Origin of the sequence: Xenophilus sp. Marseille-Q4582, assembly GCF_916700565.1 — a bacterium.
Lineage (GTDB): Bacteria > Pseudomonadota > Gammaproteobacteria > Burkholderiales > Burkholderiaceae_C > Xenophilus.
In genome coordinates, this window is sequence record NZ_CAKAKO010000001.1 from 55,760 (window position 1) to 71,351 (window position 15,592).

The following is a 15,592-nucleotide window of genomic DNA, read 5'->3' on the forward strand; positions in this document are numbered from 1 at the left end:
AGAGCTGCAAGAATAATTCAAAATAGAAAGAATTTCGAAAGCATTGTTTGTGGTTCGCTGCCTAGCATCGCGCCATTGCATTTCAGCAGGAGAGCTTCCATGTGCGGCATCGTCGGCGCCACCTCGCATCGCGACATCGTTCCCATCCTCGTGCAGGGCCTGTCGCGGCTGGAGTACCGCGGCTATGACTCCTGCGGCGTGGCCGTGCAGGCCGGCGGCCTGCAGCGCGCCCGCACCACGGCCCGCGTGGCGGACCTGATGGCGCAGGTGCAGCAGGACCGCGTGCAGGGCCTGACCGGCATCGCCCACACCCGCTGGGCGACGCATGGGGCGCCCGAGGTGCACAACGCGCACCCGCATTTCAGCCACGGCCCGGGCCAGGCGCCCCACACGGCCACGCGGCCCGCGCGCATCGGGCTGGTGCACAACGGCATCATCGAGAACCACGAAAGCCTGCGCGCCGCGCTGCAGGCCCGGGGCTATGTGTTCGCGAGCCAGACCGACACCGAGGTCATCGCGCACCTGATCGACAGCCTGTACGACGGCGACCTGTTCGAGGCCGTGCGCGCCGCGGTGGCGCAGCTGCACGGCGCCTACGCGATCGCCGTCATCAGCCGCGACGAGCCGCAGCGCGTCGTGGGCGCGCGCGCCGGGTCGCCGCTGGTGCTGGGCGTGGGGCAGGGCGACGAAGGGGGCGAGAACTTCCTGGCCAGCGACGCGATGGCGCTGGCCGGCGTGACCGACCAGATCGTCTACCTGGAAGAGGGCGACCTCGCCGACCTGCAGCCCGGCAAGTACTGGATCGCCGGCCGCGACGGCCGCCCGGTGCAGCGCAAGGTGCGCACCGTGCGTGCGCACAGCGGCGCGGCCGAGCTGGGCCCGTACCGCCACTACATGCAAAAGGAGATCTTCGAGCAGCCGCGCGCCATCGGCGACACGCTGGAGGGCGTGCTCGGCATCGCGCCCGAGCTCTTCGACGGCGCGAGCCAGGACGGCCAGCCCGGCGCCAGCGCGCACCGCGTGTTCCGGGCCATCGACAAGGTGCTGATCCTGGCCTGCGGCACCAGCTATTTCAGCGGCTGCACGGCCAAGTACTGGCTGGAGAGCATCGCGAAGATCCCGGCGCAGGTGGAAATCGCCAGCGAGTACCGCTACCGCGAGTCGGTGCCCGACCCCAAGACCCTGGTCGTCACCATCAGCCAGAGCGGCGAGACGGCCGACACGCTGGCCGCCCTGCGCCACGCCCAGAGCCTGGGCATGGAACACACGCTGACCATCTGCAACGTGGCCACCAGCGCCATGGTGCGCGAATGCAAGCTGGCCTACATCACGCGGGCCGGGGTGGAAATCGGCGTGGCTTCGACCAAGGCCTTCACCACGCAGCTGGCGGGCCTGTTCCTGCTGACGCTGGCGCTGGCCCAGGCCAAGGGCCGCCTGTCGGACGGGCAGGAAGCGCGCTGGCTGCAGGAGATGCGCCACCTGCCCGTGGCCCTGCAATCGGTGCTGGCGCTGGAGCCGCAGCTCATCAGCTGGGCCGAGGACTTCGCGCGCAAGGAGAATGCGCTCTTCCTGGGGCGCGGGCTGCACTACCCCATCGCGATGGAAGGCGCGCTCAAGCTCAAGGAGGTGACCTACATCCACGCCGAGGCCTATGCCGCTGGCGAGCTCAAGCACGGCCCGCTGGCGCTGGTGACCGACCAGATGCCGGTCGTGACCGTGGCGCCCAACGACGCCCTGCTGGAAAAGCTCAAGAGCAACCTGCAGGAAGTGCGAGCGCGCGGCGGCGTGCTCTATGTGCTGGCCGACGCCGACACGCACATCGACAGCAGCGAGGGCATGCACGTCATCCGCATGCCCGAGCACTATGGGCAGCTGTCCCCGCTGCTGCATGTCGTGCCGTTGCAGCTGCTGGCCTACCACACGGCCTGCGCGCGGGGCACCGACGTGGACAAGCCGCGCAACCTGGCGAAGTCGGTGACGGTGGAGTGAGGCGCGGCGCGGGCGAGGGCCCGCCGCCTGCTCAGCCCGCGCGCAGGCTGTCGATCAGTTCGATGTACTGCTGTTTCGCCGCCTCGGCCGAGAGGCCCTTGTTCTTGGTCCAGGCGTCCCACTTGGCGCGCGCGACGATGTCGCTGAAGCTGGGCTTCTTCTCGGTGTTGTCGCCAGCCGTGGCCTGCTTGAACAGGCCGTAGATCTTCAGCAGTGTGGGGTTGTCGGGCTTGGCCGGCAGTTGCAGGGCCTGGGCCTGGGCGGTCTCGAAGCGGGCGTTCAGATCGTCGGACATGGGGAGGTCAGCCGTTCAAAAAAGGCCGCATTGTGCGGCCTGCCGGCACGCACTCGCGCAGGCCTTCAATCCCTGAGGGCTTGCCGGGCCAGTTCCTGGTCGAGACGCATGCGCAGGTCCAGCGGCTCGAGGGCGGCCGCCTCTTCGTACAGCCGCGTGGCCTCGGCCAGGCGGGCGTCGCCGTGCAGGGCCAGCAGGGCGCGCGCGTATTCGATGCGGCCGATGGCCGACTGCGGGCTCAGCGCCAGGCCGCGCTCGAACAGGGCCTGGGCGGCGTCGGCGCGCACGCCGTAGGTCATGCGGCCCACCAGCGGGCCGACCTTGTCGATCACCTCGGCATGGAAGGCGCCCAGCGCGAAATGGGCCTCGGCATGGGCCGGGTGCCGCGCGAGCAGGTGTTCCAGCGTGCCCTTGATCTGGCTGCCCAGGCCCTGCGCCAGGGCGCGCGCCACGCTCACCGCCTGCGCATGGCGGCCCAGCGCGTAAGCCAGCCAGTACAGCGCGGGCGCGTCGTCGGGCTGCGCCTGCAGCCGGCCCTGGGCGCGCCCGGCCACCTGGCGCAGCAGCGCCAGGCGGGTGGCTTCGCGCGGCTCCACGTAGCACGCGTAGACGGCCGTGCTCTGGTTGAGCAGGGCCAGCCCCGCCTCGCCCTGGGCCTGGGCCTGCTGCGCGGCGCGCGCGAAGTCGCCATTGTGGAACGCGGCCCAGCCTTCGAGCAGAGAGCCATCGGGCCGCGTGCCGTCGGCGGGGTGCAACTGCGGCCAGAGCGCGCGCACCTCGTCGGGGCCGAAGCGCCGCGGGGGCGCCAGGGCGCAGCGCGCCCAGGCCGAAGGGCTCAGGCGCTGGGCCTCGGACGGAGACAGCAGCGGCAGCGCCGGGGCGGTGGAGGGGGCCAGGGTGCTCATGGCGGCTCTTTCCTTTCGCAAGGCAGCGGGGTCAGTGGGGCAGGGCCGCGCCTTCGGCCTGGCGCTCGGGCGGCCGCGTGGCGCCCGGCGTGGGCAAGGCCTGCCAGTTCTCCCGCTGCGCTGGCCGCACATGCGGCGCGAGCAACTGCAGGATGTGGGCCGTGCCGCGCGCCAGGGCCAGCGGCGCATGCACCGGCTCCAGCGCTTCGCGCGGGTCGCCCGCATATTCATAGTTGAGCCAGAAGCTCAGCAGCACGACCATGTTGCGCGCCAGCATGCCGGCTTCTTCCTCGTCCAGCGTCAGCTGGCCGCTGGCGGCCAGCCGGCGCAGCAGCACGCGCAGCGCGGCCTCCTGCGTGCGCAGCATGGTCTGCAGGCGGGTTTCGAAGTCGCGGCTCTTGCTCAGCAGGTCGTTGAGGTCGCGGTACAGGAAGCGGTAGCGCCAGACCAGGCCCATCAGCGTGCGCACCAGCTCGGCCGCGCCGTCCAGGTCGCCGGCCGCGTCGGCGCGGGCCAGCGCCTGCTGCAATTCGGCCTCGCAGTCCTGTTGCAGACGGTTGATCAGCGCATCTTTGGCCGGGTAGTGGTAATAAAGGTTACCGGGGCTGATGCCCAGCTCGGCCGCGATGCGCGTGGTGGAGACGTTCGGCTCGCCGAAGCGGTTGAACAGGTCGAGCGTGCATTCCAGGATGCGTTGCGCGGTGCGTCTGGGCGCCTTCTTGGCCATGGAACCCCCGTTTGTCTCTGGGCCCACTCTACCCCAATGCCCAGGCTGCGCCGTGCTGCGCTGCCGCAACCGAGGGCCTTCTGCGGCCGGCCGGCAGCCGCCGGGCGGTGCGCTACATCTTGATGCGCCAGAAAAGTGCGGCCACAGCCGGCCCGGCCATAATCCGCGGCACGGGCCTCCCGGGACGGGCGGCCTTGTTCCATTTGTTCAAGACAAGAAAGCAGGAAACCATGATCCTTGTCACGGGCGGCGCAGGCTTCATCGGCGCGAACTTCGTGCTCGATTGGCTCACTCACCACGACGAAGCCGTCATCAATCTCGACAAGCTCACCTACGCGGGCAATCTGCAGACGCTGGCCTCGGTGGCCGGCGACCCGCGCCATGTCTTCGTGCGCGGCGACATTGGCGACAGCGCCTTGGTGGACCGCCTGCTGGCCGAGCACCGCCCGCGCGCGGTGATCAACTTCGCCGCCGAGTCGCATGTGGACCGCTCCATCCACGGCCCCGAGGACTTCGTGCAGACCAACGTGCTGGGCACCTTCCGCCTGCTGGAGAGCACGCGCGGCTACTGGAATGGGCTGCCCGAGGCCGAGAAGGCGGCCTTCCGCTTCCTGCATGTCTCCACCGACGAGGTGTACGGCACGCTGGCGCCCAGCGACCCGGCCTTCACCGAGACGAACCGCTACGAGCCCAACAGCCCCTATTCGGCGAGCAAGGCCGCCAGCGACCACCTGGTGCGCGCCTGGCACCACACCTACGGCCTGCCGGTGCTGACCACCAACTGCTCCAACAACTACGGCCCCTATCACTTCCCCGAGAAGCTGATCCCGCTGATGATCGTCAATGCCCTGGCCGGCAAGCCGCTGCCCGTGTACGGCGACGGCATGCAGGTGCGGGATTGGCTGTACGTGCGTGACCACTGCAGCGCCATCCGCCGCGTGCTCGAAGCCGGCCGGCCGGGCGAAACCTACAACGTGGGCGGCTGGAACGAGAAGCCCAACATCGAGATCGTCAAGACGATCTGCGCGCTGCTGGACGAGCTGCGCCCGCGCAGCGATGGCCAGCCCTATGCCGCGCAGATCAGCCACGTGACCGACCGCCCCGGCCATGACCGGCGCTATGCGATCGACGCTCGCAAGCTGGAGCGCGAACTGGGCTGGAAGCCGGCCGAGACCTTCGAGACCGGCATCCGCAAGACCGTCGAGTGGTACCTGGCGAACCAGGAGTGGGTGGCCAACGTGCAAAGCGGCGGCTACCGCGACTGGGTGGCCAAGCAGTACGGCGAGCAAGGGCTGCCGGCATGAAGATCCTGCTGTTCGGCAAGGGCGGGCAGGTCGGCTGGGAGCTGCAGCGCAGCCTGGCGCCGCTGGGCGAGCTGGTGGCGCTGGACTTCGACAGCACCGAGCTGCACGGCGACTTCAGCAGGCCCGAAGCCCTGGCCGCGACGGTGGAGGCCGTGCGCCCCGACGTGATCGTCAATGCCGCGGCCCACACGGCCGTGGACAAGGCCGAGAGTGAGCCCGAACTCGCGCGCGCGCTGAACGCCACGGCGCCCGGCGTGGTGGCCGCCGCCGCCCAGCGCGTGGGCGCGCTCATGGTCCACTATTCCACCGACTACGTCTTCGACGGCGGCGGTGAGCGCCCCTGGCGCGAGGACGATGCGACCGGGCCGCTGAGCGTCTACGGCCGCACCAAGCTCGAAGGTGAGCAACTCGTCGCGGCGAACTGCGCGCGGCACCTGATCTTTCGCACCAGCTGGGTCTACGCCGCGCGCGGCGGCAACTTCGCCAAGACCATGCTGCGCCTGGCGGGCGAACGCGACCGCCTCACGGTGATCAACGACCAGTTCGGCGCGCCCACCGGGGCCGAGCTGCTGGCCGATGTGACCGCCCATGCCATTCGCGACACCCTGCGCGAGCCGGCCAAGGCGGGGCTGTACCACCTGGTGGCCGGCGGCGTGACGACCTGGCACGGCTACGCCCGCTTCGTGCTGGAACAGGCACAGGCGGCCGGCGTGGCGCTCAAGGCCGGGCCGCAGGCGGTGGAAGCCGTGCCGACCAGCGCCTTCCCCACGCCGGCCACGCGCCCGGGCAACTCGAGGCTGGACACGCGCAAGCTGCAGGAAACCTTTGGTTTGCGATTGCCGGACTGGCAGCAGGGCGTGGCGCGCATGTTGCGGGAGATTCTCTGAAGCCATTGCCACGGCCGCGCGCGGCCTGGACTGGAATGCGCAGTCGGTTGTGACGAGGCGCACAAGCCGTGGCGCCCCGAAGGGCCACAATCGCGAGCCGCACTGATCGGTACGCTGGCCTTTCCGGTCCCGATACACAAAAGCTCAAGAAGCCCATGACACAAGCACGCAAAGGCATCATCCTGGCCGGGGGGTCGGGCACGCGCCTGCACCCCGCCACGCTGGCCATCAGCAAGCAGTTGCTGCCGGTCTACGACAAGCCCATGATCTACTACCCGCTCAGCACCCTGATGCTGGGCGGCATGCGTGACATCCTCGTGATCAGCACGCCGCAGGACACGCCGCGCTTCCAGCAATTGCTGGGCGACGGCAGCCAGTGGGGCGTGCACCTGCAGTACGCGGTGCAGCCCAGCCCGGACGGCCTGGCGCAGGCCTTCATCATCGGCGACAAGTTCATCGGCAACGCGCCCAGCGCGCTGGTGCTGGGCGACAACATCTTCTACGGCCACGACCTGGCCGTGCTGCTGGACAAGGCGAGCGCGCAGCCGGCCGGCGCCACCGTGTTCGCCTACCACGTGCACGACCCCGAGCGCTACGGCGTCGTGGCTTTCGACGAGCGCGGCAAGGCCGTCAGCATCGAGGAAAAGCCGGCCCAGCCGAAGAGCAGCTACGCGGTCACGGGCCTGTACTTCTACGACAACCAGGTCGTGGACATCGCCAAGGCGGTGCGCCCCAGCGCACGCGGCGAGCTGGAGATCACCGCCGTGAACGAGGCCTACCTGCACCAGGGCCGGCTCAGCGTGCAGATCATGCAGCGCGGCTATGCCTGGCTGGACACGGGCACGCACGAGAGCCTGCTCGAAGCCGGCCAGTTCATCGCCACGCTCGAGCACCGCCAGGGCCTGAAAATCGCCTGCCCCGAGGAAATCGCCTGGCGCGCCGGCTGGATCGGTGACGAGCAGTTGCAAAAGCTGGCGGACCCGCTGCGCAAGAACGGCTACGGTCAATACCTGCTGCGCCTGCTCAAGGAAGGAAAAGTCCGATGAAGATCACCCCCACCGCCATCCCCGAGGTCCTGATCCTGGAGCCCAGGGTCTTTGGCGACGAGCGTGGTTTCTTCATGGAGAGCTTCAACAAGAAGGTCTTCGACGGGGCCGTGGGCCGCGCCGTCGATTTCGTGCAGGACAACCATTCCCGCTCCAGCCGGGGCGTGCTGCGCGGCCTGCACTACCAGATCCAGCAGCCGCAGGGCAAGCTGGTGCGCGTCACGCGCGGTTCCGTGTTCGACGTCGCCGTCGACATCCGCCGCAGCTCGCCCACCTTCGGCAAGTGGGTCGGCATCGAACTGAGCGAAAGCAACCACCGCCAGTTCTGGGTGCCGCCGGGCTTCGCCCACGGCTTCCTGGTGCTCAGCGAGAGTGCGGACTTCCTGTACAAGACGACCGATTACTACGCGCCGGCGCATGAGCGCAGCATCGTGTGGAACGATCGTCAACTGGCAATTGAATGGCCTGAGATCGGCCAGACCCCCGTGCTGTCGGCCAAGGACGCTGCCGGTGCGGCGTTGGCTGAGGCCGACCTTTTCGAATGACTGGCTGAGGAGCCACGCTGCAGGAGGCTGCGGAGCTTCCGGTTGGAATCCCGGATCCGGGATCCCCGCTGTTCCGAGCCTCCTGTCAGCTGATCGATGGACGTGTTTCACGCCTCCTCGTGCCGACGGACGGCGCAGGCCGCGGGCACCCGCGTTGCCGTCTGTATGGATATTGCTCGAGACACAAGCATGAGTACTGAAACGGGTTCATGGCCCAATCCATTCTCGCCGCTGATCCGGTATTCCTATCTGATCCGGCAACTTGTCGCGCGCGACATGAAGAGTCGGTTTCGGCGTTCCAGCTTGGGCTTGCTGTGGCTGGTCGTCAGTCCGCTGCTCCTGCTGACCGGCTACACGCTCGTGTTCGGTGTCCTGCTGAAGGCGCGCTGGGGGGGCGCAGGCAGTAGCGTCGAGTTCGCCTTGGTGCTTTTCTCCGGCCTGATCTTCTACAACTTCTTCAGCGAGGTTATCGGCCGCTCGCCATCGCTTCTTTATGACAACCAGCCTTTTGTCAAAAGAATGGTGTTTCCGCTGGAGGTGCTGAACTGGTCCCTTCTTCTATCGGCCGCCATCAATTTTTTCATCGGCCTGCTGACTTGGTGCGTGTTCTATCTCGTGGTTCACAAGAGCCTGCCGGCCACGCTGCCGCTGATTCTGCTCGTGTTCATTCCTTTCGCCGTTTTCGCGCTGGGATGCTCCTGGCTGCTTTCGGCCTATTCCGTCTACCACCCGGACGCTGAGCACGTGGTGCCGATTCTGCTGCTGCTGACCATGTTCATCTCGCCCCTTTTCTTTCCGGTCGAGTCCCTGCCGGAGGGTTTCCGCAGCGTCTTGCAATTCAACCCCCTGTCGCATGTCCTTGAACAGGCGCGTGCCGTGCTCATCGGTGGCCGGGCACCGGACGTGACCACCATCGCGGCCGGCACGGCCATCGCATTGCTGACGGCCTGGCTGGGCCATGCATCCTTCATGGGAAACCGGGATGGATTCGCCGATGCACTCTGAGTTGGCCATCCGCGTACGGGGACTGAGCAAGTACTACGAGTTCGAGCATGTCCACGAATGGAGTTTGCTGGGCGGCCAGCGGCAGCGTGAGCGCAGCGGCCAAGGCTATCTGGCGCTTTCCGACATCAGCTTTGAGATCCCGCGGGGGCAGGCCGTTGGGTTGATCGGTCGCAATGGTGCCGGCAAGAGCACCCTGCTCAAGATTCTGACGGGAAGCCTTCGACCCAGCGAGGGGGAGGTCGAGGTGCGGGGGCGGGTCTCCGCCCTGCTGGAACTCGGTGCCGGTTTCAACTCGGAGTTCACGGGCCGCGAGAACATCTTCCTGGTGGGCGCGGTCCTCGGCATGTCCGAGGAGGAGGTTCGGGCCAAGTACCAGGCCATCGTGGACTTCGCGGACATCGGCGTGTTCATCGACAAGCCGGTCAAGTCCTATTCAAGCGGCATGATGGTCCGGCTGGCTTTTGCGCTGCAGGTGCATGTGGATCCCGACATCCTCATCATCGATGAGGCCCTGAGCGTGGGAGACATCTTCTTTCAGCAGAAGTGCATTGCGAAGATCCGCGAGATCCTGGAGCGCAACGTCACGCTGCTGTTCGTCTCCCACGGGCTCAATTCGGTCAAGAGCCTTTGCTCGCGCGCCATCCATCTGGACAAGGGCTGCATGCGGGCGGACGGTCCCGCGGAGGAAGTGTGCAACGCCTACCAGAATGCCATGACCAGCGTGTCGACGCAGGACTGGCGCCTGGCCGTGGAGGCGTCGAAGATGGCCGAGGATGGGGCTGCTTTCATGGCCGTGCAAAGGGTGAGTGCGCCCACCGCCGCCGAAGCCGACCCGGATTTCGAGCGTCGGCTCACCCAGCAGTCGGGCAGCGGTGAAATCCGCTTCACCGGTTTGACCTTCGTCGACGCGCAGGGACGGCCCGTGACGGTGATGGAGCAGGCGGGCTCCATCCGATTGCGTGCCTATCTTCAAGCGCACGCCAGCGTTCCGGAAGGCGCAGCCATCGGCATCCTGGTGCGCGATGCGGCCGGCGTGGACCTGATCGCCTTCAACTCCGACTTTTACCAGTACCGTTTGCCGGCTTTCGAGGCAGGACGCACCTACATCTGGGAACTGGACCTGGAGCTGCCGTTGGCGCGCGGCTACTACTCCTTTCAATGCGGCATCAAGCCGCATCCCCAAAGCGACTACTTCTACCATCGCTGCTTCAACGCCGCCTTGCTGGAGGTGGCGTCGAATCCGGTGACCTGGGGAGCCTACGGCGGCCGCATCATCCACAGTCCCTCGGCAGCACGCGTCCTGCAGATCGATGGAGGCACCTGATGTTCGTCTCCGTTCTCCTGCCTTTCGTGGACCGCGGCAGCGGCCCGTTGTTCCATTGGGTGATGCTGGCCCAGATGGCTCGCTTCGAGGTGGAGGACGTCGCCTTCATCGGCGACTCGGCGTACTTCGATGAGTCCTCCATCCCTTTCGGAGACTGGCTCAAGCTTGGCGGGTTGCGCTTCCAGTGTCCGGACCAGCGCAAGTTCCGCGCCTTCCACAAGATCGAGCTCGCACCTGAGCTCTTCGCCGACATGGCGGTGCGCATCGGCGGTGGTCATCTGGATCTGTTTCGGCACCTGCTGACGGAGCCTGATCCCGCATTCGCGGCGTGCCTTGAGCAGCACCTGCGCGAACTGGCGCAACACAACGATATCGAGGCGTTGCTCAGCTGGTGCAACCTTCCGGCGCTCAGTCGGGCGGCGGCTCAGATGGGCGGGGTCCCCGTGATCCACAACGAGCTGGGACCCTTGCGCAGCCCGCTGTACCGGGACACCATCTACTTCGACTTCCATGGCGTGAACGGCTGCACCAGTCCGCCCACCTGGTCGCAGGACTGGGTGAGGCAACAGCTCGAAGGAAGCGACCTGCTGGAGCCCGCCCGATTGCGCGGGCTCCTCGTGGCGGACTCCGCGCGCGTCCAAGCGCTGGAACGCACCCCGCCCGTCTTTCGCGCGGGTGTGGCCTTGCAGGTCGAAGACGATTCCAACGTCGTGGCCTATGCCAGCGGCTGGACGCCGCTCCAACTGCTCTATGACGCCATCGGCCGATTCGGTGCCGATCAGGTGAGCGTCCGCGGCCATCCCGGCGCGCACTTCGTCTATCGAGGAGGACTGGGGCAGGCCGATGCCTCCACCGATTCCCTGGCTTTTCTGGCCAGCGTCGAGGAACTGGTTTCCGTCAACTCCAGTCTGTTGGCCGAGGCCGCGCTTTGGGGGCGGCGCTTCGATGCCAAAGGCGACACCCCGATGCGCTTCCTGGCGCAGGCCTTGGCCACGCGCGAGCCGGAATGGGCGAAGGTGGCGCTCAACGCCTTCTTTCTGGCCTACCTCGTCCCTGCCGATCTCCTGTTCGATCCGGCTTATTACCGTTGGCGGTTGACCATGCCGACCTTGGCCCGGTGCCATGAGCGGCACATGGCAGCCCTGCACCTGCGCAGCGGCACGGCCATCGAGGAGCTGCCCGGCGGGTCGGATGGTTTGCGTGCCAGCGGCGGGTTGGTTCGCGTGCCTGCCTTGTGGACTGGCACGCTGAGCCTGGAGCGCCAGCTGGAGCAGATTCGTGTGCAGCTGGACCAGTCTCGGCAGCAGGCGGCGCTGCGCGAGGCCGAGCTGCTGGGCGAACTGGCGGGTGAGCGCGAGCGGGCGAACCGTTGGGAAGCCGAAGCCAAGCAGAACTGGCGCGACAAGGAGGCTCTCGGTGCACGCTTGACCGAGGCCGAGGCGCGAGAGGCGCAGGCGAGGGCAAGACGCGACACCGAACTGGAGCGTGCCCTGGAGCGAGAGCGGCTGAGTCTGCAAGAATTGGCACAGGCTCGCGCAGAACTCGACAGCGCCGAGGCGGAGCGCCTGCAGTTGCATGAAAGTTACGTGGCGCTCAGTCAGGCTGTCGAGGCCCTGGCTGAGTGGAGTCGACGCGTGCCACACCGGCTCGGGGACGAAGCAGTTGTCTCCGACGAGCCGCCCGTGCCTGCTGCGGCGGCCGCGACGGAAGCCGGCCTGGAGGCACGTCCGGCCGCCGGGCAGGCTGACGTGGAGGCTGTGCTGTTGGCTCAGATCGACAGACTGTCCCGCAGGCTTGTCGCTGCAGAGGGTGAAGATGCGCTGCCTTCGGGCGAGCAGGCGCCGGTCGGCGCGGAGCCTTTGGCGCAGGTGCAGTGGCTCCAGGCGCAACTTCAAGCCTTGCAGGCAGACCTTTCGAACCAGCGGTGGCAGAACTTCTGCGTACGTCAGGCCCATGCGGCACTGCAGGCAGACATTGCAGAGGGGGGGGGCGCTCTGGTGCAAGCCTTGCGTGGCGAGGGCATGGACCCAGGCTGGAATTTTCCGGATCGTATCGGCGGGCTGGCGGCCGCCGTGGCCGCACACATGGCCGCCCTGCGTTCCCGACTTGAGGCCACCCGCAGGCGGCCTCTCACAGTGCTTGAAAGAATCACCGGACGCCCGATGGATAGGGAAGCGAAATGAAGATCAGTCAGGGAGTCAACCGTGCGCCGCGTACGCCGGACGTGAGCGCAGTCATCACTTTCCATGCAGAAGGCGTGCTGGCGCATCCCACGCTGCACTCCATCGAGCGTTGCCGCAACTTTGCCGAAGAGCGCGGGTTGTCCGTGGAGTTTGTCATCACGCTGGACAATGCCGACGCCGAGACGCGGCGGGTGGTCACGCAGCATCCGGCGCTGCGCCCGAATGACCAGATCCACGAAGTGTCGTTCCGCGATCTCTCCAGTTGCCGCAACTTTGCCGTCGCGCAATCCGGTGGCCGCTACATCGGCACTTTCGACGGCGACGACTACTTCTCGAAGAACTGGATCGCCACCTGTGTCGAGCGGATCCGGGGCGATGGCGGCAAGAACATCTTCCATCCGGAACTCATGCTGGCCTTCGGAGGCTGGAATGCCTACTGGTGGCAGGTGGACCAGTTGGAAGAGTACTACCGGCCGGGGGCTCTTCTGACGACCAACTACTGGAACGCCTGTGCATTCGCGGAACGCGAGGTCTTCGAGAACTGCCCCTACCAGGTGTCGCGCGTGGGCGAGGCTGGGTTCGGCTTCGAGGACTGGCACTGGAACTGCGAAACCATCGCGCTCGGTTATGTGCATCGCCTGGCGCGCGGCACTGTGCGCTTTGAGCGTCGCAAGGAAGGGGGCTCCCTCAACATTGCTCACCAGCAGGCGGGGGCCGTGATTCGCGCATCCCGCTTCTTCGACAAGGGGGCGCCGAATGTATGAACTCCTGCGGCTTTGCCACGGCGCGCTCGATCGCTCGCTGGGCAAAGTTCTCTCGCCGCGAGCCCTGCAGGCCTTTCGCACCACGAGCCTCAGGATTGCAAGCAGGCTGTTTCCTGCACGTGTGCAAATTTCCACCGCGCAGGAACTGGAAGCGCTAGCGCTGAGCCAGCCGTGGAACCCTCCCGAACTGCCGGACTGGGTGAAAGCCGAGCTGGCCGAGATTGCCCGGGATATCGACCCCGCCGTGCATCCGGCCGGCGAATGGGTGAGTTCGGCCACTTTCTACGCCGCGCCCTGGACATACAGCCTGCCCGGCGATTCCTACTTCCATCTGAAGGCATTGCTCCCGCCCCACCTGGACCACATCATCTTCGTGCCCTGGCTCAAGAGTGGCGGTGCTGATCTCGGTGCCATCCATTTTGCCAATGCCCTGGCCACGGATTTTGCGCAGCGCGTTGCCGTGATCGCCACGGAGAACGCATCCTCTCCGTGGAGCGATCGGCTCGCGGCTGGCGTGACCTTCGTGCCTGCCGGCTCCGCCCTGGAGGAACTGGAGGCGCAGCATCGCATCGACGTCGTGGTGCGCTTGCTGCTGCAGATATCGCCCGGCGTCATCCATGTGATGAACTCCAAACTGGCCTGGGAAGCCGTCAAGCGAAACGGGCTTGCGCTGCGCCAGCATTCCCGGATCTACGCCAGCCTGTACTGCGATGACATCAACGAACAGGGGCTGCCGGTCGGGTATGCGCGCAGCTATCTGGGGCATTGCCACGCGATGCTCGACGCAGTGGTCAGCGACAACCCGGTCACCCCGCGGCTGTGGTGCCGGCAAATGGGCTTGCGGGAAGACCTGTTCCATGTGGTGCGCTTCCCAGCGCCTCAGATGGCGGCCTGGCCAGCGCCCGAAGCGGCCGAGGTTGCCGATGGCGAGGTCTTGCCCGAACGGCACGTGCTGTGGGCAGGGCGGCTTGACCGTCAGAAGCGTCCGGACCTGCTGGCGCGCATTGCCAAGCGCATGCCGGAAGTCATTTTCGACGTGCATGGCGGGGCCGTGATGGACACGGGCATGGAGCGGCTTCTGGCAGGGATCCCGAACATCCGCTTGCATGGTCCCTACAGCAGCTTTGCTGATCTGGGTCAGCGGCCGACACCGGTCGCCTTCCTCTACACCTCGGCATGGGACGGCCTGCCGAACGTGCTGCTGGAAGCCGCCAGCGTCGGGCTGCCCATCGTGGCTTCTGATGTAGGGGGAATTTCGGACCTCCTGGATGGCGCGCAGCGCGTCGACCCTTTTGAGGACGTGGAAGGATACGTGGCCCGTCTGCAGCTGCTGATCGACGCACCCGCGCAGGCGCTGGCATGGCGGCAGCACCAGTTCGAGCGCATCCGCCAAGCCCATTCCAGGAACAGTTTCCTGCACGGCGTTGCCGCGCTTCCGGGTTACGTGAAACCCATTTCGGCCGATTCGCCAGGGCAGCCCTCGCAAGCCGCCCTGGCGGAGGCCGCGGGTCTGGATGCCTCTGCAGGCGAATGGCGTCATGGGGGCGTCCCTGCCGAGGTGTCGTGCGCAGCGCCTGCGCAGTCTGTGGTGGCTTCATGAAGTATCTGATCTGTGGGGGCGCGGGCTACATCGGCGCCCATCTGTGCAAATGGTTGGCGCGCGTGGGCCACGAGGTGACCGTGCTCGACAACCTGTCGACCGGCCACCGCGCGGCGGTGCGCTGGGGACGTCTGATCGAGGCCGACATCGTGGACCGTGCGGGGCTGTTCCGTGCGCTGGAAGGGGTCCATGCCGACGCCGTGGTCCACTTGTGCGCGCGCTCCCTTGTGGGTGAGTCCATGGCCGTGCCCTACGACTACTACGCCAACAACGTCGCGGGCACGCTCAATGTCCTGGAATGGATGCGCACCCGGAATGTGGACAAGTTCCTTTTCTCATCGACGGCCGCTGTGTTCGGCCATCCGCAAGCAGAACTGATCGACGAGGGGCATCCGACCCTGCCCATCAATCCTTATGGGCGCAGCAAACTCATGGTCGAGCGCATCCTGCAGGATGCCGCGCAGGCCCATGGCTTGCGCTCGGTCGCCTTGCGCTACTTCAACGCATGCGGTGCGGATGAGCAAGGCGATATTGGCGAGTCGCACGAACCCGAAACACACCTGATCCCCAACGTGCTCCGTGCCGCGTTGTCAGGTGAGCGCGTGCGCATCTTCGGCGATGACTACCCCACGCCCGACGGCACCTGTGTGCGCGACTACGTGCATGTCAACGATCTGGCGAGTGCGCATGAACTGGCATTGAAGTTCATGGCGTGCAACGAGGGGGCGCATGTTTTCAATCTCGGCAATGGTTGCGGCTTCAGCGTGAAGCAGGTGCTGGCTGCGGCCGAAGAGGTGGTCGGGCGGGCCATTGCCGCAGAAGCGATGCCCAGGCGACCTGGCGATCCGCCGGTGCTGGTCGCCGCCAGCCGCAAGGCCCGTGAAGTGCTGGGTTGGTCCCCGGCCTACACCGACATGACCCGCATCATCGACACCGCCTGGCGCTGGCACCGCAACCCGGCTTACTGACAACCCGCCAGCGTGTCGGACGTCCAGCGCCCTCGGCGGCGGCTCGATGC

14 protein-coding genes are annotated in these 15,592 nt (G+C 66.8%); 11 read left to right on the forward strand and 3 right to left on the reverse strand.

Going from position 1 to position 15,592, the window contains the following annotated elements; all coding sequences use genetic code 11:
- Positions 1-99: 99 nt before the first annotated feature.
- The gene (gene glmS, locus LG388_RS00260; protein WP_225780849.1) at positions 100-1,989 is read left to right on the forward strand and encodes a glutamine--fructose-6-phosphate transaminase (isomerizing); all 1,890 of its coding nucleotides are present in this window, start codon (positions 100-102) and stop codon (positions 1,987-1,989) included.
- A gap of 31 nt (positions 1,990-2,020) precedes the next feature.
- On the opposite strand, the gene LG388_RS00265 is transcribed toward glmS, so the two are convergent.
- From LG388_RS00265 to LG388_RS00275, 3 genes are all read right to left on the reverse strand, one after another.
- Positions 2,021-2,284 carry an acyl-CoA-binding protein gene (locus LG388_RS00265; protein WP_225780850.1) on the reverse strand — a complete coding sequence of 88 codons (264 nt, stop codon included), beginning with the start codon at positions 2,282-2,284 and terminating at the stop codon, positions 2,021-2,023.
- Positions 2,285-2,349: 65 nt separating this feature from the next.
- Positions 2,350-3,189: a hypothetical protein gene (locus tag LG388_RS00270; RefSeq protein WP_225780851.1), complete on the reverse strand. Its 840-nt coding sequence runs from the start codon at positions 3,187-3,189 to the stop codon at positions 2,350-2,352.
- A 31-nt stretch (positions 3,190-3,220) separates the two neighbouring features.
- Positions 3,221-3,916 (reverse strand): TetR/AcrR family transcriptional regulator, encoded by a 696-nt coding sequence (locus LG388_RS00275; protein ID WP_225780852.1) that lies wholly within the window; start codon positions 3,914-3,916, stop codon positions 3,221-3,223.
- A gap of 230 nt (positions 3,917-4,146) precedes the next feature.
- On the opposite strand from LG388_RS00275, the gene rfbB reads away from it, so the two are divergent.
- The 10 genes from rfbB (at position 4,147) to galE (ending at position 15,542) form a co-directional block, all read left to right on the forward strand.
- Positions 4,147-5,220: a dTDP-glucose 4,6-dehydratase gene (rfbB, locus tag LG388_RS00280; RefSeq protein WP_225780853.1), complete on the forward strand. Its 1,074-nt coding sequence runs from the start codon at positions 4,147-4,149 to the stop codon at positions 5,218-5,220.
- On the forward strand, positions 5,217-6,107 hold the full coding sequence (rfbD, locus tag LG388_RS00285) for a dTDP-4-dehydrorhamnose reductase (RefSeq protein WP_225780854.1): 891 nt from the start codon (positions 5,217-5,219) through the stop codon (positions 6,105-6,107). Before rfbB ends, rfbD begins: the two co-directional genes overlap by 4 nt.
- A gap of 155 nt (positions 6,108-6,262) precedes the next feature.
- On the forward strand, positions 6,263-7,153 hold the full coding sequence (gene rfbA / locus LG388_RS00290; protein ID WP_225780855.1) for a glucose-1-phosphate thymidylyltransferase RfbA: 891 nt from the start codon (positions 6,263-6,265) through the stop codon (positions 7,151-7,153).
- The gene (gene rfbC, locus LG388_RS00295) at positions 7,150-7,698 is read left to right on the forward strand and encodes a dTDP-4-dehydrorhamnose 3,5-epimerase (RefSeq protein ID WP_225780856.1); all 549 of its coding nucleotides are present in this window, start codon (positions 7,150-7,152) and stop codon (positions 7,696-7,698) included. The genes rfbA and rfbC overlap by 4 nt, the downstream gene beginning before the upstream one ends.
- Positions 7,699-7,887: 189 nt before the next feature.
- On the forward strand, positions 7,888-8,703 hold the full coding sequence (locus LG388_RS00300; RefSeq protein WP_225780857.1) for an ABC transporter permease: 816 nt from the start codon (positions 7,888-7,890) through the stop codon (positions 8,701-8,703).
- A complete protein-coding gene (locus LG388_RS00305) occupies positions 8,681-10,027 on the forward strand; it encodes an ABC transporter ATP-binding protein (RefSeq protein ID WP_225780858.1) in 1,347 nt (448 codons plus the stop codon). Before LG388_RS00300 ends, LG388_RS00305 begins: the two co-directional genes overlap by 23 nt.
- Positions 10,027-12,210, forward strand: coding sequence for a hypothetical protein (locus LG388_RS00310; RefSeq protein WP_225780859.1), 2,184 nt, complete (start codon positions 10,027-10,029; stop codon positions 12,208-12,210). The genes LG388_RS00305 and LG388_RS00310 overlap by 1 nt, the downstream gene beginning before the upstream one ends.
- Entirely contained in the window at positions 12,207-12,974 is a 768-nt protein-coding gene (locus tag LG388_RS00315) for a glycosyltransferase family 2 protein (protein ID WP_225780860.1), read from the forward strand. The genes LG388_RS00310 and LG388_RS00315 overlap by 4 nt, the downstream gene beginning before the upstream one ends.
- Positions 12,967-14,574: a glycosyltransferase family 4 protein gene (locus tag LG388_RS00320; protein WP_225780861.1), complete on the forward strand. Its 1,608-nt coding sequence runs from the start codon at positions 12,967-12,969 to the stop codon at positions 14,572-14,574. The genes LG388_RS00315 and LG388_RS00320 overlap by 8 nt, the downstream gene beginning before the upstream one ends.
- Entirely contained in the window at positions 14,571-15,542 is a 972-nt protein-coding gene (gene galE / locus LG388_RS00325; RefSeq protein WP_225780862.1) for a UDP-glucose 4-epimerase GalE, read from the forward strand. The genes LG388_RS00320 and galE overlap by 4 nt, the downstream gene beginning before the upstream one ends.
- Positions 15,543-15,592: the final 50 nt, after the last annotated feature.